Raw genomic sequence first — 19,427 nt, 5'->3', positions numbered from 1 at the left:
TCCGCCTTCTTATTATTGATCCGGCTCATTTGCCCAGCTCGGCGCCGTTCGGCGAAGTGATTCGCACGCCGCCCTGCCCGGTCAGGATCAGATTGCCGTTGCCGGCGGCGGTGACCGACGACAGGGAAATCCGATCCGGACGGTTGAAGACGCTGAAAGTCTCGCCATTGTCGCTGCTGCTGATCACCGAACCGCCGTTGCCGACGATCACGATAGACCCATCCTCCAGCAGCGTCGCACCGGACAACCCGAACTCCAGGGCGCCGCGAGCGGCTTGCAGTTCGACCTGCTCCCAGGTGCTGCCGAAATCGGTGGAGCGATAGAGGTTGCCGCGCAGACCGTAGGCCAGCAGCGTCTGCGCTTGCGCCGTGCCGATCACGCCGAACAGCGAGCCTTCGTACGGGCCTTCGAGTTTTTCCCAGGTCTGGCCCCAGTCGGCGGAGCGGAACATGCTGCCCTGCTCGCCGACGATGAACAGCCCGGCGTCTTTCACGGCGGCGATGGCGTTGAGGTGGAACTGGTCTTCGTTGTCGAGGCGATCGCTGACGTCTTCCCAGTGTTTGCCGCCGTCGGTGGTTTCCAGCAGCGCACCGTAGGCGCCCACGGCGAGGCCGCTGTTGACGTCCTTGAACCAGACGTCGAGCAGCGGCGATTCGCGCTTGAGGTCTTCGAACTGCTTGCTCCAGGTCAGGCCGCCGTCTTCGCTGGCGAGGATCTGCGCGTCATGCCCGACCGCCCAGCCGTGCTTGTCGTCGACGAAGTACACGGCGGTGAGCAACTGGCGGGTCGGCACCTTGGCCTGTTTCCAGGACTTGCCCTGGTCATCGGAATAGAGAATGTGCCCGCGATCACCGACCGCCACCAGCCGCTGGCCGGCGTGGACGACATCGAGCATCAGGCTTTTCGCGGCCTTGGCCGATTCGGTGGCGTAAACCACGTCGGCTGGCGCTTCGGCGGCCACGACGGGCACCGACAATGTGGCAAAGCCCAGCAGAGAGAGCGCTGTAGCCAGCAACGCGGTTTTGCGTAACGCCGGCGGGCGGCAACGACTCATAGACCTTCCCCTGTTTTTTATTGTTGGGTGATTGACCTTGAAGGGCGCCGCAAGGCTGCCTGAATGACTGCCCGGTCACAAGGATAGTCCTGAAACCCGCCATCCAGAGCGCCTTCGGAAGCTGACCCATCCTATCGGGCATTCGAAACGTCTGACAATCGGCGCAACGTTATCTTTTGTTAACCGAAAGGCACGGGGTCGCCGCTGAATACGCGGCCATTCGCCGGATGGATGAGGGAATCTTGCAAGGGGGACTTGCACAACCGATATTATGGTATACCATCATACCGACAGACACTCTTAAACCCCCAGAACGGAGCAGCTCATGAGTTTCGAAATTCGCAAGATCGTCAGCTATGTCGAAGAAACCTTCATCGAAGGCGGCAAAGCCACCGATAAGCCCGTGACCATGGTCGGCCTGGCCGTGGTGATGAAAAACCCGTGGGTGGGCAATGGTTTTGTCGAAGACCTGAAACCACAGATCCGCGCCAACTGCTCCGACCTCGGCGCGCTGATGGTCGAGCGCCTGGTGGGCATCATCGGCGGTGCCGAGAAGATCGAGGCCTACGGCAAGGCGGCCGTGGTCGGTGCCGACGGCGAAATCGAACACGCCTCGGCGGTGATCCACACCCTGCGCTTCGGCAACCACTACCGCGAAGCGGTCAAGGCCAAGAGCTACCTGAGCTTCACCAACAAGCGCGGCGGTCCGGGCACTTCGATTCAGATCCCGATGATGCACAAGGACGACGAAGGCCTGCGTTCGCACTACATCACCCTGGAAATGCAGATCGAAGACGCGCCGCGCGCCGACGAAATCGTCGTGGTCCTGGGCTGCGCCGACGGCGGCCGCATTCATCCGCGCATCGGCAACCGCTACATCGATCTGGAAGAACTGGCCGCCGAAAAAGCCCAGTAATCACAATAAAAAGGCAATTGCAGGAGCGCTCCATGATTCGGCTCAACGCTGAACTCACCCCGGCCGGCACCAGTTATCTGGCGACCGGCCAAGGCCAGCCCGTGGTGTTGATCCACGGCGTGGGTCTGAACAAAGAAATGTGGGGCGGCCAGATCGTTGGCCTGGCCACGCAATACCGGGTGATCGCCTACGACATGCTCGGGCATGGCGCCAGTCCGCGACCGGCCAGTGGCACCGGCCTGCTTGGTTATGCCGAGCAGTTGCTGGAGCTGCTCGACCACCTGCAATTGCCCCTGGCGTCGGTGATCGGTTTTTCGATGGGTGGTCTGGTGGCGCGGGCCTTTGCCCTGCACCATCCGGAGCGCCTGAAAAGCCTGGTCGTGCTCAACAGCGTGTTCAACCGCAGCGAAGAACAGCGTGCCGGCGTCATCGCCCGCACCGCGCAGGCTGCCGAACACGGTCCGGACGCCAATGCCGAAGCGGCGCTGTCGCGCTGGTTCAGCCGTGAATATCAGGCCGCGAACCCGGCGCAGATCGCCGCGATCCGCCAGACCCTGGCCGGCAACGATCCGCAGGGTTACCTGACCACTTACGAGCTGTTCGCCACACAGGACATGTACCGCGCCGACGACCTGGGCAGCATCCAGGCGCCGACGCTGATCGCTACCGGCGAACTGGATCCCGGCTCGACCCCGGAAATGGCCGAGCAACTGGCCGCTCGCATTCCCGGCGCGCAGGTTGCCGTGCTGCCTGAGCAACGGCATATGATGCCGGTGGAATCGCCGCGTCTGGTCAACCAGATGCTGCTGGAATTCCTCGAATACGCACACTCCCGACAAAACCATATAAAGGGGATCGTTGCATGACACTCGCACGCTTCCAGATGTGCATCGGCGGGGAATGGGTCGACGCCCTCTCCGGCAAGACTTTCGAAAGTCTCAATCCGGCACTCGCCGAACCTTGGGCGCAACTGCCCGACGCCGACGAAGCCGATGTCGAACGCGCCGTGCAAGCGGCACAGACTGCCTTCGACAGCCCGGCCTGGCGCGGCCTGACCGCCACCGCACGCGGCAAGTTGCTGCGTCGTCTCGGCGACCTGATCGCCGAGAACAAGGAAAAACTGGCGCAGCTGGAAAGCCGCGACAACGGCAAACTGATCCGCGAAACCCGGGGTCAGGTCGGTTATCTGCCAGAGTTTTTCCACTACACCGCAGGCCTTGCCGACAAACTCGAAGGCGGCACCCTGCCGCTGGACAAGCCGGACCTGTTTGCCTACACCGTGCACGAAGCCATGGGCGTGGTCGCCGCGATCATTCCGTGGAACAGCCCGCTGTACCTGACCGCGATCAAACTCGCGCCGGCACTGGCGGCGGGCAATACCATCGTCATCAAGCCGTCCGAGCACGCCTCGGCGACCATCCTCGAGCTGGCGCGCCTGGCCCTCGAGGCCGGGATTCCGCCGGGCGTGGTCAACGTCGTCACCGGCTATGGCCCGAGCACCGGCGCCGCCCTCACCCGCCACCCGCTGGTGCGCAAGATCGCCTTCACTGGCGGCGCGGCCACGGCACGCCATGTGGTGCGCAGCAGCGCCGAGAACTTCGCCAAGCTGTCACTGGAACTGGGCGGCAAGTCGCCGAACATCATTTTTGCCGACGCCGATCTGGACAGCGCGATCAACGGCGCCATCGCCGGGATCTACGCAGCGTCCGGGCAGAGTTGCGTTTCCGGTTCGCGGTTGCTGGTGCAGGACGAGATCTACGATGAATTCGTCGGCCGTCTGGTCGAGCGCGCCCAGCGCATCCGCATCGGCAATCCGCAGGACGACAGCAGCGAAATGGGACCGATGGCGACCGCACAACAACTGGCGGTGGTGGAAGGTCTGGTAGCTGACGCCATCGCCGAAGGTGCGCGTCTGCGCATCGGTGGCAAGCGCCCGAGCGGCGTCGGCGATGGCTGGTTCTACGAGCCGACGCTGTTCGAATGCGACCGCAATTCGATGAAGATCATGCAGGAAGAAGTCTTTGGTCCGGTGGCCTCGGTCATCCGCTTCAAGGACGAAGCCGAAGCGCTGGCGATCGCCAACGACTCGCAGTTCGGCCTCGCTGCCGGCATCTGGACCCGCGACCTGGGCCGCGCCCATCGCCTGGCCCGGGACGTGCGTTCGGGGATCATCTGGGTCAACACTTACCGCGCCGTATCGGCGATGGCACCGATCGGCGGCTTCAAGAACAGTGGCTATGGACGCGAAAGCGGCATCGACTCGGTGCTGGCCTACACCGAACTGAAAACGGTGTGGATCAACCTTTCCCAGGCGCCGATGCCTGATCCGTTTGTGATGCGTTAGGAGGCCTGAGAAATGATCGAACCCGGCATTTACAAAGACGTCATGGGCTCGTTTCCGTCCGGGGTCACGGTGGTCACCACCCTCGACCCGGATGGCAACCTCGTCGGGATTACCGCCAGCGCGTTCAGCGCGCTGTCGATCGATCCGGCCCTGGTGCTGTTCTGCCCCAACTACGCCTCCGACACCTACCCGGTACTGCGCGACAGCAAGCGTTTCGCGATCCATTTGCTGTCCGCCGAGCAGACCGCCGAGGCCTACGCCTTCGCCGGTAAAGGAAAGGACAAGGCCAAAGGCATCGACTGGCACCTGAGCGAACTGGGCAACCCGATTCTCGCCAAGGCCACCGCGATCATCGAGTGCGAACTGTGGCGCGAATACGACGGCGGCGACCACGCGATCATCGTCGGCGCGGTGAAGAACCTGATTCTGCCGGCGCAGCCGGTGACGCCGATGATCTACCACAAGGGCAAGCTGGGCGCCCTGCCCACCCTGGCCTGACGGATTTCACCGCGCCTCTGGGCGGGTCCCTTTGTGGGAGCAGGCTTGCCCGCTCCCACAGGGTTGCCCCCGCCCGAGAGGGGATGCGGTGCGAGGAGCAATGATGAGTAACGAAAAATACGAAAAAGGCCTGAAGATCCGCACCCAAGTGCTCGGTGAAGCCTACGTCAACCGCTCGATCCAGAACGCCGACGACTTCACCCGCCCGTTGCAGGAAATGGTCACCGAATACTGCTGGGGTCATGTCTGGGGTCGTGACGGCCTGTCGCTCAAGGAGCGCAGCATGATCAACCTGGCGATGATCTCGGCGCTCAACCGCCCGCATGAACTGAAACTGCATGTGCGCGGCGCCTTGCGTAACGGCCTGAGTCGTGAGCAAATACGCGAAATTCTGCTTCAGGTCGGTATTTATTGCGGCGTCCCGGCAGCCGTGGACAGTTTCCGGCTTGCCCGTGAAGCCTTTGCCGAAGCCGACGCCGAGGCCTCCAGTTAACCCCTCGGCTGTTTGATGCCCGTCTGGCATGGACAGCCAACCTAAAGAGCGGACCCCATGAAACGCCTGCCACTCGACGACACCTTCAAGGTCAATCGCAACCCCGTTACCCTGCGCGAAATCGTGCTGGACAAACTGCGAAGCGCCATCATGAACTTCCAGCTGTTGCCGGGCGATCGTCTGGTCGAGCGCGATCTGTGTGATCGCCTGGGCGTCAGCCGCACCTCGGTGCGTGAAGCTTTGCGTCACCTGGAATCCGAAGGTCTTGTCGAGTTCGCCGATGCCAAAGGCCCCCGCGTGGCGATCATCACCCTCAATGATGCCGTCGACATCTATGAACTGCGCTGTGTGCTGGAAGGCCTGATCGTCCAGCTGTTCACCCTGCGTGCCAAGGCCAAGGACATCAAGGCCCTGGAAAAAGCCCTCGACGACAACCGCAAGGCGCTCAAGGACGGCGAATTGCAGCAGGTGATCGACTCGGTGCAGGGCTTCTACGACGTGCTGCTCGAAGGCTCCGGCAACCATGTCGCGGCCACTCAATTGCGTCAGTTGCAGGCCCGCATCAGTTACCTGCGTGCGACCTCGGTGTCCCAGGAAAACCGTCGCGGCGCGAGTAACCAGGAGATGGAAAAAATGGTCGAAGCGATCAAGAGTGGTGATGCCCTGGCGGCGCATCAGGCTTGTGTCGACCACGTCCGCGCGGCCGCTGCCGTCGCCCTCGACTACCTCAAGCGCAAGCAGGAAGAGACCGGCGATACCCCGTCGATCACTCTGCCCATCGCCTTGAAAGAACCCCGCATAGGTCACTGACATGTTCAGCCCGAGCTTTTGCCCGAAGTGCGGTGGCCCTGATCTTGGTCAGCAGATCCCGCCGGGCGATACGCACGAGCGCCTGATGTGCCGGAGTTGCGGCTACATCCACTACGTCAATCCGAAAATCATTGCCGGCTGCATCATCGAGCAGGACGGCAAATACCTGCTGTGCCAGCGCGCGATCCCACCGCGCCCTGGCACCTGGACGCTGCCAGCAGGCTTCATGGAAAGCGGCGAGACCACCGAAGAGGCGGCCTTGCGGGAAGTCTGGGAAGAAAGCGGCGTACGCGCGGAAATCCTCTCGCCCTACTCGATCTTCAGCGTGCCGAAGATCAGCGAGGTGTACATCATCTTCCGCGCGCTCGCGCTGGAGATCACCGGCCAGTTCGGCCCCGAGACCATGGACTACAAGTTCTTCGCCCCCGAAGACATCCCGTGGGACAAGATCTATTACCCGGCGATCCGGCAGATTCTCGAGCGCTACATCGAGGAACGCCAGGCCGGGGTCTATGGCATGTACATGGGCAACGACGACAGCGGCAAAATCCACTTTATGCGCTGATTTGACTTCTGTGGGAGCAGACTTGCCCGCTCCCACGGGGGGATTGGTAGCGTTGCTTAAAGTGGTGCGATGCCCTCGACGATGACAATCTCCGCCGTCGCCCACTCCTCGCGATAACTTTTCGCTTCCTGATACGCCGCCGAACGGTAGCAGGCCACGGCCTGTTCGTAGGAATCGAACTCGATCACCACGCTGCGCTGCGGCGTCTGGCGTCCTTCCATCGCTTCGCTGCGCCCGCCCCTGGCGAGAAATTTTGCGCCGAATTCGGCAAACGCCTTTGGCGCTCGCTGGGTGTATTGGCTGTACTGATCGGGATCGGTGACGTCGACGTGGGCAATCCAATAAGCCTTCATAGTGACCTCTCTGCTGATTTTGTATTATGGTATACCAATACTATTTCCAACAAACACTGAGAGTCCAGCATGGCCTTCAACAGCATCGAAGAAATCATCGAAGATTATCGCCTCGGCAAAATGGTGCTGCTGGTCGATGACGAAGACCGCGAGAACGAAGGCGACCTGCTGCTGGCCGCCGACGCCTGCACGCCCGAGGCAATCAGCTTCATGGCGCGCGAAGCCCGTGGCCTGATCTGCCTGACGCTGACCGACGAGCATTGCCAGCGCCTGGGGCTGGAACAAATGGTGCCAAGCAATGGCAGCGTGTTCAGCACCGCGTTCACGGTGTCCATCGAAGCGGCGGTTGGCGTCACCACCGGGATCTCCGCCGCCGACCGGGCGCGAACCGTCGCCGCCGCTGTCGCTGCCGATGCCCGTGCCGAAGACCTGGTGCAGCCCGGCCATATCTTCCCGCTGCGCGCCAAGGAAGGTGGCGTGCTGACTCGCGCCGGGCACACCGAAGCCGGCTGCGATCTGGCACGCCTGGCCGGGTTCACCCCCGCCTCGGTGATCGTCGAAGTGATGAACGACGACGGCACCATGGCTCGCCGTCCGGATCTGGAAGTGTTCGCGCGCAAGCACGGGATCAAGATCGGCACCATCGCCGACCTGATCCACTACCGCCTGAGCACCGAACACACCATCGAGCGCATTGGCGAGCGCGAGCTGCCGACGGTCCATGGCACCTTCCGTCTGATCACTTTCGAGGATCGCATCGAGGGCGGTGTGCACATGGCAATGGTGATGGGCGACCTGCGCCGCGAGGAGCCAACACTGGTGCGGGTGCATGTGATCGATCCGCTGCGCGACCTGGTCGGCGCCGAGTACAGCGGGCCGAGCAACTGGACGCTGTGGGCGGCGCTGCAACGGGTCGCGGCCGAGGGGCATGGTGTGGTCGTGGTGCTGGCCAACCATGAATCGTCGCAGGCGCTGCTCGAGCGGGTACCGCAACTGACTCAGCCGCCACGGCAGTTCAGCCGTTCGCAATCGCGGATTTATTCGGAGGTCGGCACCGGCGCGCAGATTCTGCAGAACCTTGGGGTCGGGAAATTGCGCCATCTTGGGCCGCCGTTGAAATATGCGGGGTTGACCGGGTATGACCTGGAGGTGGTCGAGAGTATTCCGTTTGCGGGATGACGCTAAATCAAAAGCCCCCTCACCCTGGCCCTCTCCCGGAGGGAGAGGGGACTGACCAAGGTGATTTTGCGCACTGCGGCGGCATGGAATATCGAGCCGAACTCAGGTTATGAAAAGCCCCCGATCAGCTCCCTTTCCCCCTCGCCCCTCTGGGGAGAGGGCTGGAGTGAGGGGCTGGTTCTTAATGCAGACAACCCACCCCAAGCCGCACACCAAAAAAAATCCCGTTCCAACAGATAGCCGGTAAGGCAAAATGCTTGCACAAAGCTTGGAATACCATAATATGATATTCCATAGACCGGACGATTCGAAAAGCTCGTCCAGCTACTGCTCCCGATAGGCGGGCAACAACGCAAGCCCGCTCAAAGACACAACAATGAGGGCGTAAAAATGGTGTTGAACAAAGCTGCAACCGCAATCCTGTTTGCGGGACTGCTGAGCGTGACCGGTCAGGCCGCCATGGCCGCCGAGAGTGTGAACTTTGTCAGCTGGGGCGGTAGCACCCAGGATGCGCAGAAACAGGCCTGGGCCGACCCGTTCAGCAAGGCCAGCGGCATCACCGTCGTGCAGGACGGCCCGACCGACTACGGCAAACTCAAGGCCATGGTCGAAAGCGGCAATGTGCAGTGGGACGTGGTCGACGTCGAAGCCGACTTCGCCCTGCGCGCCGCCTCCGAAGGCCTGCTCGAACCCCTCGACTTCAAACAGATCCAGCGCGACAAGATCGACCCGCGTTTCGTCAGCGACTACGGCGTCGGCTCGTTCTTCTTCTCCTTCGTCCTCGGCTACAACGAAGGCAAGATCGGCGGCACCAAGCCGCAGGACTGGAGCGCCCTGTTCGACACCAAGACCTATCCCGGCAAACGCGCCCTGTACAAATGGCCGAGCCCGGGCGTGCTGGAACTGGCCCTGCTCGCCGATGGCGTGCCGGCCGACAAGCTCTATCCGCTGGACCTGGATCGCGCCTTCAAGAAACTCGACACCATCAAGAAAGACATCGTCTGGTGGGGCGGCGGCGCGCAGTCGCAGCAACTGCTGGCCTCCGGTGAAGCGAGCATGGGCCAGTTCTGGAACGGCCGGGTCCACGCCCTGCAAGAGGACGGCGCACCGGTCGGTGTGAGCTGGAAACAGAACCTGGTCATGGCCGACATCCTGGTGGTGCCGAAGGGTTCGAAGAACAAGGACGCGGCGATGAAGTTCCTGGCCAGCGCCAGCAGCGCCAAGGGTCAGGCCGACTTCTCCAACCTGACCGCCTACGCCCCGGTCAACGTCGACAGTGTGCAGCGTCTGGACTCGACGCTGGCCCCTAACCTGCCGACTGCCTACGCTAAGGATCAGATCACTCTTGATTTCGCGTACTGGGCCAAGAACGGTCCGGCCATCGCGACACGGTGGAACGAATGGCTGGTCAAATGAAAATGGCGGCCACTGCGTCCCGTCCCTCCACTGCCACCGGGAGCGCCTCTGGCGCTGCCGGTTCGGCGCCCGGCAAGGCGAGTGCGATGCCGCAACCCCCGACCCTCAAACAACGCTGGCGCGGCGCCGGCAACCTCACGCCGGCGCTGTTGTTCCTCGGCCTGTTCTTCCTCGCGCCGTTGATTGGCCTGCTGTTGCGCGGCGTGCTGGAACCGGTGCCGGGCCTTGGCAACTATGAACAACTGTTCGCCAACTCCGCTTATGCGCGGGTGCTGCTCAACACCTTCTCGGTGGCCGGGCTGGTGACCCTGTTCAGCCTGCTGCTGGGCTTCCCGCTGGCCTGGGCGATCACCCTGGTGCCGCGCGGCTGGGGACGCTGGATACTCAACATCGTGCTGCTGTCGATGTGGACCAGCCTGCTGGCCCGCACCTACTCGTGGCTGGTGCTGTTGCAGGCGTCGGGCGTGATCAACAAGGCGCTGATGGCGCTGGGCATCATCGATCAGCCGCTGGAGATGGTGCATAACCTGACCGGCGTGGTGATCGGCATGAGCTACATCATGATCCCGTTCATCGTGCTGCCCTTGCAGGCGACCATGCAGGCCATCGACCCGATGATCCTGCAGGCCGGTTCCATCTGCGGCGCCAGCCCGTGGACCAACTTCTTCCGGGTGTTCCTGCCGCTGTGCCGGCCGGGCCTGGCGTCCGGCGGGTTGATGGTGTTCGTGATGTCGCTCGGTTACTACGTCACCCCGGCGCTGCTGGGCGGGGCGCAGAACATGATGCTGCCGGAGTTCATCATTCAGCAGGTGCAATCGTTCCTCAACTGGGGCCTGGCCAGCGCCGGCGCCGCGTTGCTGATCGTGATCACCCTGGTGCTGTTCTACTTCTACCTGAAGCTTCAGCCGGAATCCCCGGTTGGCGCCAGCAACGCGAGGTAAGCCGACATGCTCCTGACTCCCAACGCCATGAGCCGCCGGATGCGCTTCGGCCTGTACGCAACCACCGGGCTGATCGGTCTGTTCCTGCTGTTGCCGATCGTGTTCATCGTCCTGCTGTCGTTCGGTTCGTCCCAGTGGCTGGTGTTCCCGCCACCGGGCTGGACGCTGAAATGGTACGTGCAGTTCTTCTCCAACGCCGACTGGATGAGCGCGGCCATGGCCAGCCTCAAGGTTGCGGTGCTGACCACCGTCTGCGCCGTCGCCCTCGGCCTGCCGACTTCCTTCGCCCTGGTGCGCGGGCGCTTCCCCGGCCGGGAAATGCTCTACGGCCTGTTCACCCTGCCGATGATCGTGCCGCTGGTGATCATCGCCGTGGCGGTGTACGCGCTGTTTCTCAAGCTCGGTTACACCGGGACGATGTTTGCCTTCGTCGTCAGCCATGTGATCGTCGCGTTGCCGTTCACCATCATCTCGATCATCAACTCGCTGAAGCTGTTCGATCAGTCGATTGAAGATGCGGCGGTGATCTGCGGGGCCTCGCGCCTGCAAGCGGTGTTCAAGGTGACCTTTCCGGCGATCCGTCCGGGCATGGTGGCCGGCGCCCTCTTCGCCTTTCTCGTCTCGTGGGACGAAGTGGTGCTGAGCGTGATGATGGCCAGCCCGACCCTGCAAACCCTTCCCGTGAAAATGTGGACCACCCTGCGCCAGGACCTGACGCCCGTGATCGCCGTCGCCTCGACGCTGCTGATCGGCCTGTCGGTGCTGGTCATGGTGATCGCCGCCGCGCTGCGCCGGCGCAACGAAATCAGCGCCTGAGCGCCCAGGAGTACGACATGAGTGCCGTGATCAAAGACGCGTCCCAGCAGAACGACAAACCCCTGGTCAGCCTGCGCAACCTGAACAAGCACTACGGCGACTTCGCTGCCGTGGACAACATCTCGCTGGACATCAAGGACGGTGAATTCCTCACCTTCCTCGGCTCCAGCGGCTCCGGCAAAAGCACCACGCTGTCGATGCTCGCCGGTTTCGAAACGCCGAGCAGCGGCGAGATCCTGGTCAACGGCCAGTCGCTGGTGAACGTGCCGCCGCACAAGCGCGACATCGGCATGGTGTTCCAGCGTTATTCGCTGTTCCCGCATCTGTCGGTGCGCGACAACATTGCCTTCCCGCTGGCGATCCGCAAGCTCGCCGCCGCCGAACGCGACAAACGTGTCGACGCGATGCTGAAACTGGTGCAACTGGAGCAGTTCGCCCATCGCCGCCCTTCACAATTGTCCGGCGGCCAGCAACAACGGGTCGCCATTGCCCGGGCGCTGGTTTACGAACCACGCATCCTGCTGATGGACGAACCCCTCGGCGCGCTGGACAAGAAACTGCGTGAAGACTTGCAGGACGAACTGCGCCAGTTGCATCGGCGCCTGGGCATCACCATCGTCTACGTGACCCACGACCAGGAAGAAGCCATGCGCCTGTCCCAGCGCATCGCGATTTTCAGTCACGGCAAGATCGTCGGCCTGGGCAGCGGCTATGACCTCTACCAGAACCCGCCGAATGCCTTTGTCGCATCGTTCCTCGGCAACTCGAACTTCCTCAAGCTCAAGGCCCAGGGCAACGGCGCGGCGAATTTCGAAGGTCAGCCACTGTCGATCCGCCTCACTGCCGGTCTGCAGAATGATCAGGATGTGCTGTTGATGGTGCGTCCGGAAAAGGCTTTGGCACTGAGCACCCGGCAAGCCACCGACGAACCGTTGGCCGCAGGCTGGAACGAAGTGTCGGCGAAAGTGGTGGAAGTGCTGTTTCTCGGTGAGAGCCAGACCTGCAGCGTGGTCACCTCGGGTGGCACTGCGATGACGGTGAAAGCGCTGTCGGCGGCGGGCATGCCGCTCAAGGCAGGCGATCCGGTGAAAGTGCGCTGGGCCACGGCGGATGCCTGCGTTTACACCGAATGGGCGGAGAGCGATCTGAACAAGGCGGCGGGAGCGCACTGAGAACCCGCACAACAGGGTCACCCTCGGGTCATCCAGCGTCGGGCTGTGGTGGCCCATTTTTTTGGCTGTCGGGAATATGGTTGGTGGGGCTGAAAAGCGCCCCTCATCGGAACGCCGCCCAGCCCTCTCCCCTTGGAGAGGGCAAACCAGCCAACACGGCCTCAACCAATAGCCCGATACCCTTCAATCTCGTCCGGCCACGCCGTCAGCACTTCAAACCCGGTCTCGGTCACCGCGACCATATGCTCCCACTGCGCCGACAGCGAGCCATCCTTGGTCAGCACCGTCCAGCCATCCGGCATGTTCTTCACATGGCGCTTGCCGGCGTTGAGCATCGGCTCGATGGTGAAAATCATCCCCGCCTTCAGCTTCAAGCCCTGATTGGGGAAACCGTAATGCAGGACTTGCGGCTCATCGTGATAGACCTTGCCGATCCCGTGCCCGCAATACTCGCGCACCACGCTGAAGCCCTCTTTCTCTGCCAGGCTCTGGATCGCGTGGCCGATGTCGCCCAGGGTCGCGCCCGGGCGCACCATGCGGATGCCGGCGCACATGGCCTCGTAGGTGGTCTTGATCAGATGCTGCGCTTCGGGCGTCGCCTCGCCGACCACGTACATGCGGCTGGTGTCGCCGAACCAGCCGTCCTTGATCACCGCGATGTCGAGGTTGACGATGTCGCCGTCCTGCAACGGCGTGCCCGACGGAATGCCGTGACACACCACGTCGTTGACCGAGGCGCAGACCGTTTTCGGAAATCCGTGATAACCGACGTTGGCCGGAATGGCTTTCTGCACATTGACAATGTAGTCGTTGCACAAGCGGTCCAGCTCATCGGTGGTGACGCCCGCCTTGACGTGGGGCACCAGCATCGCCAGCACTTCGGCGGCCAGTTCGCCGGCCGCGCGCGATTGTGCGATGTCGGCCGGGGTGTTGATCTTGATCTGGTTTCTCATGCCGTGACGGCTTCCTGAGTCAGTTGTTGCAGGTCCAGGCCGCCGGCCTGTTCAGCGCGAATCAGCAAGCGGCAGATGGCGCTGTGGTCGAGGTTGGGGTGCAGTTCGGCGAGCATGCCGATGCGCATCCAGTGCTCAGCCTGTGCGTTGATCGAGCGGCTGAGCGCGGTGCTGGAGATGCGCAGATTCTCGTGCATGTCCTCTGAGATCTTGACGATGCCCATAAATGTTTCCGATACGAAATATATATGGATCGTATATTAATCGGACAATCGCAAAAATTGCAAACCCGCAGCGGCGCGGCAAATCGCAGGCAAAAAAAAGCTGCCAGAAATGGCAGCAAAAAACTGAGAGCACGCGATGTATTGAGGCCAGTATGGGCGCCGGATAATGACAGCGTCATGACAGCCGAAAATTCATCGAACCGCCCCTGCGGCGTCATCAGGATGTCATCAAATCAACGGCAGAATCCTCGCAACCGCGAGCCTTCGACGGATGATTTGCAAGGATTCCCATGAAAGACGACGCCTCTCTGTTTGCCGCCATCGACCTGGGCTCGAATGCGTTTCGCCTGATGATCGGCCAGTCGGTACGCAGCCGAAAGGGCCTGATGATTCAGGAAATCAAAACCCTGCGCGAGCCGGTGCGCCTGGCCGAAGGCCTTGATGGCGGCGCGCTGGATGCGTTGGCCCTGGATCGCGGCTGGCAGGCGTTGGCGCGGTTCGGCAAGAAACTGCGCGGGTTCGAACCCGGCCGCGTGCGTGCCGTCGCTACCAGCGCCGTGCGCGAAGCCGACAATGCGCCGCTGTTTCTGGCCAGCGCGGAGCGCCACCTGGGCTTTCGCATCGACGTCATCTCCGGGCATGAAGAAGCGCAACTGGTGTACGCCGGGGTGGCCCATGCCCTGCCGAGCGCCGAAGACATGCGTCTGGTGGTCGACATCGGCGGTGGCTCCACCGAACTGATCCTCGGCCAGGGCTCGCAACCGTTGCTGACCGAAAGCATCGCCATCGGCAGCGGCACCTTGAGCGCGCGGTACTTTCGCGGCGGCGAAGTTTCTTGCGCCGCCCTGCAGGAAGCCGAACGCGTCGCGATCCTTCAGTTTGAAAAAGTCGCCCGGCGTTATCGCGCCCAGGGCTGGCAACAGACCATCGGCTCTTCCGGCACCGCGCGCATGCTCGCCAAAGTGCTCAAGGCCAATCGCCTGAACGACTTCGGCCAGGACGGCATCACCTACGGTGGCCTGCTGCGCCTGTCGCTGCTTCTGCTGAAAGTGCAGAACGTCCAGCAACTCAAACTCGCCGGTCTGCAACCCCACCGCCAGAGCATCCTGCCCGGCGGTCTGGTGATCATGCTCGCCGCGTTCAAAGCGTTCGGCATCGCGCAAATGATGCCGTCCGAACCGGGCCTGCGCCTGGGTGTGTTGCACGGTTTGATGAGCAACCATTAATACCCGCCTCGCTTTATATTCCCGCTCCCCTTCGGCGGCCCGATCGATTACCATGCCGCCGCCGGTTCCCAAACGGGATCAATAGGGAATCCGAGGTGCCTGCACGGCACCAATCGGAACTGCCCCCGCAACTGTAGGTGCTGAGCCTGCTCCTTGACTGCCACTGGGATCACCCCCGGGAAGGCTGGAGCACAGGCGATGACGCATCAGTCAGGAGACCTGCCGGCGCAGTAAATCACTAACCGGCGGGGTGTCCGGGAAGGACATCCTGCCGTGCGCGTCCTCGATGGATGCCCGGCCTTGCGCGGCCTCCTTGCCTGCGTTCGATGGTGTGTTTCCAAGCCGTACCCTCCCGCTCCGCGTACGGTTCCCCTGGAGACTGCATCATGCTGCTGCCCCACGTTGCCACCCTCATCGCCGGCCTGACCCTCAGCGCTTTTGCCCAGGCGACACCGACTCACTATCCCCTGACGATCGAAAACTGTGGCAGCACCCTCACCTTTGCGCACGCACCAACGCGCACGGTCACCATCGGCCAGGCCGGCACGGAAATGCTCTACGCCATGGGCCTGGGCGACAAAATGGTCGGCACCTCGCTGTGGTTCAACAACGTGCTGGACACGTACAAGGTGCAGAACGACAAGGTCGCGCGCCTGGCCGACAACGAACCGAGTTTCGAGGCGGTTATCGGTAAGCGTCCGGAGTTGGTCGCCGTGGAGCTGGAATGGATGGTCGGCCCGCAAGGGGCGGTCGGCACCCGCGAGCAGTTTCATGAGCTGAAAATCCCTACCTATCTGCTGCCTTCCGACTGCGAAGCCAAAGACAATCTGGTCGGCGCCGACGGCACACGCCTTGAGCCGTTTCGCATCGACAGCATTTACAAGAGTGTCAGCCAACTGGCAGAAATCTTCGATGTGCGTGACCGTGGCGAACAGCTCAATGCCGAGCTCAAGGCCAGCCTCGCCAAATCGATCGCCACCGCGCGCAACAAAGACTTGAAGGATGCCAGCGCACTGGTCTGGTTCTCCAGCGCCCAAATGGACATCGAACCCTTCGTGGCCGGCCACAAAGGCGTTCCTGATTTCATGCTCAGTACCCTCGGCGTGCGCAACGTGGTGCAATCCGATGAAGAATGGCCGACGGTCGGTTGGGAAACCATCGCCAAGGCCAATCCTACCTTTCTGGTGATCGCGCGCATGGACCGCCGTCGCTTCCCGGCTGACGACTACGAGAAAAAACTGGCGTTCCTGCGCAGCGACCCGGTGACTCGTAACATGGAGGCGGTGAAACACAACCGCATCATCATTCTCGATGCCATGGCGATGCAGGCCAGCCTGCGGATGTTCGACGGCGTGGAACAACTGGCCTCGGCCATTGACGGCTACGACCTGTCGAAATGATCAGGAGCCTGGTCCGTCTGTCGCTGGTCGGGGCGATCCTGGTGGCCGCCGTGATCGCCGGTGTTGCCATCGGTGAAACGCCAATCGAACCGGGTGTGGTGTTGCAGGTGCTGGCCAACAAACTGTGGGCGGCCGGCCATGTGCTCGACCCCATCGATGAAGGCATCGTCTGGAACTATCGCCTGACTCGTGCCCTGGTGGCGGCCGCCTGTGGTGCAGGCCTGGCGACCTGCGGAGTGATTCTGCAATCACTGCTGCGCAACCCGTTGGCCGATCCCTATCTGCTGGGCATTTCCGCCGGGGCCTCGACGGGCGCGGTGATGGTGGCGTTGCTGGGCGTCGGTGCCGGAGTGCTGTCGCTGTCGGCCGGGGCCTTCGTCGGCGCCGTGACAGCCTTCGTGCTGGTGATCCTGTTGGCGCGCGTCAGCGGCTCCGCCAGCGGCACCGGGCAAATCATTCTGGCGGGGATCGCCGGCTCGCAGCTATTCAACGCGCTGACGGCGTTTCTGATTACCCGCTCGGCGAGCTCCGAGCAGGCGCGCGGGATCATGTTCTGGCTGCTGGGCAATCTCGGCGGCGTGCGCTGGCCTTCGGTGTGGCTGGCGGTGCCGGTGGCCCTGGCTGGATTAATTGTGTGCCTGTGGCATCGACGGGCGCTGGATGCGTTTACCTTTGGTGCGGATTCGGCGGCGTCCCTCGGCATACCGGTGCGCCAGGTGCAGATACTGCTGATCGGCTGCGCGGCGCTGGTAACGGCGGTGATGGTCTCGATTGTCGGCTCGATCGGTTTTGTCGGCCTGGTGATTCCTCACGCCGCACGTCTGCTGCTGGGCACCGGCCACGCACGCCTGCTACCTGCCAGCGCCCTGGGCGGCGCCTTGTTTCTGATCGCTGCCGATGTGCTGTCACGCACGTTGATCAAGGGCCAGGTGATACCGGTCGGGGTGATTACCGCGCTGGTCGGCGCACCGGTTTTCGCCTTGATCCTGATCAGCCGGAGAAACGCCCGATGAGTGTATTGAGCTGCTCAAACCTGACATTCAGGGTACGCGGCGCCGAACTGCTCAGCGGTGTCGCACTGGAGGTCCTTCAGGGTGAAACACTCGGTATCGTCGGCCCCAATGGTGCAGGGAAATCCACCCTGCTCAAATTGCTCGCAGGCCTGCGTGAACCGAGTGCCGGCGAGGTTCTGCTCGAAGGTCGGCGCCTGGGGCAAATGACCCGGCGGACGATTGCGCAGAAACTCGCGGTGGTCGAACAACAGGCGGACACCGATGACGGCATTCGCGTGTTCGACGCCGTTGCCCTGGGACGTACGCCCTGGCTGTCGGCGCTTGAGCCGTGGTCACGCAGCGATGATGAAATCGTTCAGCAGGCGCTGTCCGACGTCGATGCCGTCCACCTGCGCAGCCGTATCTGGCGCAGTCTGTCGGGGGGTGAACGCCAGCGCGTACACATCGCCCGGGCATTGGCCCAGCGCCCGCAGATCCTGGTGCTGGACGAACCGGCCAACCACCTCGATATCCAGCATCAACTGGCGATTCTGAAGGTGGTGCAGGCGCTGCCGGTCACCACGCTGATCGCATTGCACGACCTGAATCAGGCGCTCAAGTGTGATCGCCTGGCGATTCTGGAGCGCGGACGACTGGTGGATCTGGGCAAGCCGCTCGACGTGCTGACGCCCCAGCGCCTGCAAGACACCTTCGGGGTCAGGGCGCATTACCTGACGGATCCGTTCGACGGCGCACAGGTCCTGCGGTTTCATTCATGAAGCGATCGGACGGTTGTGCATATGCGTCGTCTGCCACACGGGATCGGCGTCGACCGCAATGATCTCGAACCCCTGCCGCAACCAGAAGTCGATGGCTCCCGGCAGAAAGGGATGGGTGTGCAGATAGATCATCTCAACGCCGTCCGCCAGCGCCATGGCTTTCAATGAACGGTAAAGGGCCCCGGCCAATCCCGAGCGGCGCAGCGTCGGCACGACGAACAGGCGCACGACCTCGACCACTTTGAGCCCCGGATAGGCAAGATTCGGAAAACGTCGGTCATAGCCGAGATAGCCGATCGAGGCCACGATCCGCCCCGCATGGCGGGCGATCAGAAAGCGCCCCTCGCCTTGCAGATAGACCTCTGCAAAACGCGCCAGGTCGTCAGGCACCCCGGACGCGCTGAGCTTGGGGAAAAGCCCGGCGCGCGCCTCGAGCACAAAGTCGAGGATTTCAGGAATGTCGGCGCCAGACACTGCCTGGATAATCGGTTGTTCACTCATGTATTGCGAATGCCTGCCAGAGTTGCAATCAGTGCCCGGTGAAGGGCACTGCCTTCACCTCAGGCGCGGGTCGAATAGCGAGGCAGATCAAGCACTCGCTCGGCGGCCCAGCCGAACACCAGGCCAACGGTCGTCCACAGTACCAACTGAATACCCAGCGACGCCACGCGGAATTTCCACAGCAGCACGGCCGAGAAGGTTTCCGGGACTTCGTTGATGGCTGGAAACAGGAACCCGGCAATCGCCATGATGACAACGTACAGCGCCACCGCGATGATCGAGCCGCTCCAGATGCCCCTGGCAGTCATCAATTTGCACGCCGCATTGATCGCAATCACCGCCGCAATCACCGATACCAGCAACATCAGGAAGAACAGCCTGGTGCGTTGCGCGATGGTGTCCGGATCACCCACCGATGGCGGGTTGGCAGGATATTTCAGGCCCGGCACCAGAATCAGCGTGACGAACGCCGCCAGCGCCAGCAGCGCCGCCAGACCACGCGGACCGATATTGCCGACCCGACCGAGGGCGTATGCGAACACCAGCGCAAAGATCCCGCCAAGCGAAATGCTGTACACCACCACGCCGGTGAACAGGCCGAGGCTGCTTTGCACTTCGCGGCTGACCAGTTCTTCTTCCGGCGCATCGCCGTGCATTTGCGCCATTTGCTCTTCGAAGGCAATCGCCCGATCAATCTGTGGTTCGCCGAAAACCTTGGCGAAACCGAAGGCAAGAATTCCGGCGAGCAACCCCACCAGCATGCCGCGAACCAATAATTTACCCGTCATGTCGTAA

General features: G+C 62.5%; 23 protein-coding genes and 1 riboswitch. Of the genes, 17 read left to right on the top strand and 6 right to left on the bottom strand.

Annotated features, from left to right (window positions below):
• Positions 1-25 precede the first annotated feature (25 nt).
• Positions 26-1,054: a WD40/YVTN/BNR-like repeat-containing protein gene (locus KVQ74_RS21375; protein WP_217833220.1), complete on the bottom strand. Its 1,029-nt coding sequence runs from the start codon at positions 1,052-1,054 to the stop codon at positions 26-28.
• A 325-nt stretch (positions 1,055-1,379) separates the two neighbouring features.
• Here KVQ74_RS21375 and KVQ74_RS21370 point away from each other — a divergent pair, with 325 nt between their 5' ends.
• The 7 genes from KVQ74_RS21370 (at position 1,380) to KVQ74_RS21340 (ending at position 6,680) form a co-directional block, all read left to right on the top strand.
• A complete protein-coding gene (locus tag KVQ74_RS21370; protein ID WP_217833217.1) occupies positions 1,380-1,970 on the top strand; it encodes an amino acid synthesis family protein in 591 nt (196 codons plus the stop codon).
• Between the two features lie 32 nt (positions 1,971-2,002).
• The gene (locus tag KVQ74_RS21365) at positions 2,003-2,836 is read left to right on the top strand and encodes an alpha/beta fold hydrolase (RefSeq protein ID WP_217833215.1); all 834 of its coding nucleotides are present in this window, start codon (positions 2,003-2,005) and stop codon (positions 2,834-2,836) included.
• Positions 2,833-4,314 (top strand): aldehyde dehydrogenase, encoded by a 1,482-nt coding sequence (locus KVQ74_RS21360; RefSeq protein WP_217833213.1) that lies wholly within the window; start codon positions 2,833-2,835, stop codon positions 4,312-4,314. The genes KVQ74_RS21365 and KVQ74_RS21360 overlap by 4 nt, the downstream gene beginning before the upstream one ends.
• Before the next feature lie 12 nt (positions 4,315-4,326).
• Entirely contained in the window at positions 4,327-4,812 is a 486-nt protein-coding gene (locus KVQ74_RS21355) for a flavin reductase family protein (protein ID WP_217833211.1), read from the top strand.
• Between the two features lie 103 nt (positions 4,813-4,915).
• A complete protein-coding gene (locus KVQ74_RS21350) occupies positions 4,916-5,305 on the top strand; it encodes a carboxymuconolactone decarboxylase family protein (protein ID WP_217833210.1) in 390 nt (129 codons plus the stop codon).
• A 57-nt stretch (positions 5,306-5,362) separates the two neighbouring features.
• Positions 5,363-6,115 (top strand): GntR family transcriptional regulator, encoded by a 753-nt coding sequence (locus tag KVQ74_RS21345; protein ID WP_217833207.1) that lies wholly within the window; start codon positions 5,363-5,365, stop codon positions 6,113-6,115.
• A gap of 1 nt (position 6,116) precedes the next feature.
• The gene (locus KVQ74_RS21340; RefSeq protein WP_217833206.1) at positions 6,117-6,680 is read left to right on the top strand and encodes an NUDIX hydrolase; all 564 of its coding nucleotides are present in this window, start codon (positions 6,117-6,119) and stop codon (positions 6,678-6,680) included.
• A gap of 56 nt (positions 6,681-6,736) precedes the next feature.
• Here KVQ74_RS21340 and KVQ74_RS21335 read toward each other — a convergent pair whose 3' ends face one another.
• Entirely contained in the window at positions 6,737-7,033 is a 297-nt protein-coding gene (locus KVQ74_RS21335; protein ID WP_217833203.1) for a DUF1330 domain-containing protein, read from the bottom strand.
• Positions 7,034-7,102: 69 nt separating this feature from the next.
• On the opposite strand from KVQ74_RS21335, the gene ribBA reads away from it, so the two are divergent.
• The 5 genes from ribBA (at position 7,103) to KVQ74_RS21310 (ending at position 12,557) form a co-directional block, all read left to right on the top strand.
• Positions 7,103-8,212 carry a bifunctional 3,4-dihydroxy-2-butanone-4-phosphate synthase/GTP cyclohydrolase II gene (ribBA, locus tag KVQ74_RS21330; protein WP_217833201.1) on the top strand — a complete coding sequence of 370 codons (1,110 nt, stop codon included), beginning with the start codon at positions 7,103-7,105 and terminating at the stop codon, positions 8,210-8,212.
• A gap of 390 nt (positions 8,213-8,602) precedes the next feature.
• Positions 8,603-9,628 (top strand): ABC transporter substrate-binding protein, encoded by a 1,026-nt coding sequence (locus KVQ74_RS21325; protein ID WP_217833198.1) that lies wholly within the window; start codon positions 8,603-8,605, stop codon positions 9,626-9,628.
• Positions 9,625-10,569, top strand: a complete 945-nt coding sequence (locus tag KVQ74_RS21320) for an ABC transporter permease (protein WP_217833295.1) — start codon at positions 9,625-9,627, stop codon at positions 10,567-10,569. The genes KVQ74_RS21325 and KVQ74_RS21320 overlap by 4 nt, the downstream gene beginning before the upstream one ends.
• 6 nt (positions 10,570-10,575) lie before the next feature.
• Positions 10,576-11,385, top strand: coding sequence for an ABC transporter permease (locus KVQ74_RS21315; protein WP_217833195.1), 810 nt, complete (start codon positions 10,576-10,578; stop codon positions 11,383-11,385).
• Positions 11,386-11,402: 17 nt separating this feature from the next.
• Entirely contained in the window at positions 11,403-12,557 is a 1,155-nt protein-coding gene (locus KVQ74_RS21310) for an ABC transporter ATP-binding protein (protein ID WP_217833193.1), read from the top strand.
• A gap of 161 nt (positions 12,558-12,718) precedes the next feature.
• Here the strand turns inward: KVQ74_RS21310 and map are convergent, their stop codons facing one another.
• Both map and KVQ74_RS21300 read right to left on the bottom strand, forming a co-directional pair.
• Complete coding sequence (gene map, locus KVQ74_RS21305; RefSeq protein ID WP_217833191.1) at positions 12,719-13,510, bottom strand: type I methionyl aminopeptidase; 792 nt, start codon at positions 13,508-13,510, stop codon at positions 12,719-12,721.
• Positions 13,507-13,734: a ParD-like family protein gene (locus KVQ74_RS21300; protein WP_217833189.1), complete on the bottom strand. Its 228-nt coding sequence runs from the start codon at positions 13,732-13,734 to the stop codon at positions 13,507-13,509. Before KVQ74_RS21300 ends, map begins: the two co-directional genes overlap by 4 nt.
• A gap of 24 nt (positions 13,735-13,758) precedes the next feature.
• Between KVQ74_RS21300 and KVQ74_RS21295 the strand changes: the two genes are divergently transcribed.
• The 5 genes from KVQ74_RS21295 (at position 13,759) to KVQ74_RS21275 (ending at position 18,131) form a co-directional block, all read left to right on the top strand.
• Positions 13,759-14,028, top strand: a complete 270-nt coding sequence (locus KVQ74_RS21295) for a hypothetical protein (RefSeq protein WP_217833187.1) — start codon at positions 13,759-13,761, stop codon at positions 14,026-14,028.
• The gene (locus KVQ74_RS21290; protein ID WP_217833184.1) at positions 14,025-14,960 is read left to right on the top strand and encodes a Ppx/GppA family phosphatase; all 936 of its coding nucleotides are present in this window, start codon (positions 14,025-14,027) and stop codon (positions 14,958-14,960) included. Before KVQ74_RS21295 ends, KVQ74_RS21290 begins: the two co-directional genes overlap by 4 nt.
• 45 nt (positions 14,961-15,005) lie before the next feature.
• Positions 15,006-15,201, top strand: a riboswitch (cobalamin riboswitch).
• A gap of 145 nt (positions 15,202-15,346) precedes the next feature.
• On the top strand, positions 15,347-16,360 hold the full coding sequence (locus KVQ74_RS21285) for an ABC transporter substrate-binding protein (protein WP_217833182.1): 1,014 nt from the start codon (positions 15,347-15,349) through the stop codon (positions 16,358-16,360).
• Positions 16,357-17,373, top strand: a complete 1,017-nt coding sequence (locus tag KVQ74_RS21280; protein WP_217833180.1) for a FecCD family ABC transporter permease — start codon at positions 16,357-16,359, stop codon at positions 17,371-17,373. Before KVQ74_RS21285 ends, KVQ74_RS21280 begins: the two co-directional genes overlap by 4 nt.
• Positions 17,370-18,131: an ABC transporter ATP-binding protein gene (locus KVQ74_RS21275; RefSeq protein ID WP_217833178.1), complete on the top strand. Its 762-nt coding sequence runs from the start codon at positions 17,370-17,372 to the stop codon at positions 18,129-18,131. Before KVQ74_RS21280 ends, KVQ74_RS21275 begins: the two co-directional genes overlap by 4 nt.
• Here the strand turns inward: KVQ74_RS21275 and KVQ74_RS21270 are convergent.
• Both KVQ74_RS21270 and KVQ74_RS21265 read right to left on the bottom strand, forming a co-directional pair.
• Positions 18,126-18,632: a GNAT family N-acetyltransferase gene (locus tag KVQ74_RS21270; protein ID WP_217833176.1), complete on the bottom strand. Its 507-nt coding sequence runs from the start codon at positions 18,630-18,632 to the stop codon at positions 18,126-18,128. The genes KVQ74_RS21275 and KVQ74_RS21270 overlap by 6 nt on opposite strands.
• 59 nt (positions 18,633-18,691) lie before the next feature.
• Positions 18,692-19,420 carry a CbtA family protein gene (locus KVQ74_RS21265; protein ID WP_217833173.1) on the bottom strand — a complete coding sequence of 243 codons (729 nt, stop codon included), beginning with the start codon at positions 19,418-19,420 and terminating at the stop codon, positions 18,692-18,694.
• Between the last annotated feature and the right edge of the window lie 7 nt (positions 19,421-19,427).

This window comes from Pseudomonas botevensis (assembly GCF_019145475.1).
Lineage (GTDB): Bacteria > Pseudomonadota > Gammaproteobacteria > Pseudomonadales > Pseudomonadaceae > Aquipseudomonas > Aquipseudomonas botevensis.
Note: the sequence above shows the minus strand (reverse complement) of the source record. Positions and strands in the feature narration are given on the sequence as shown.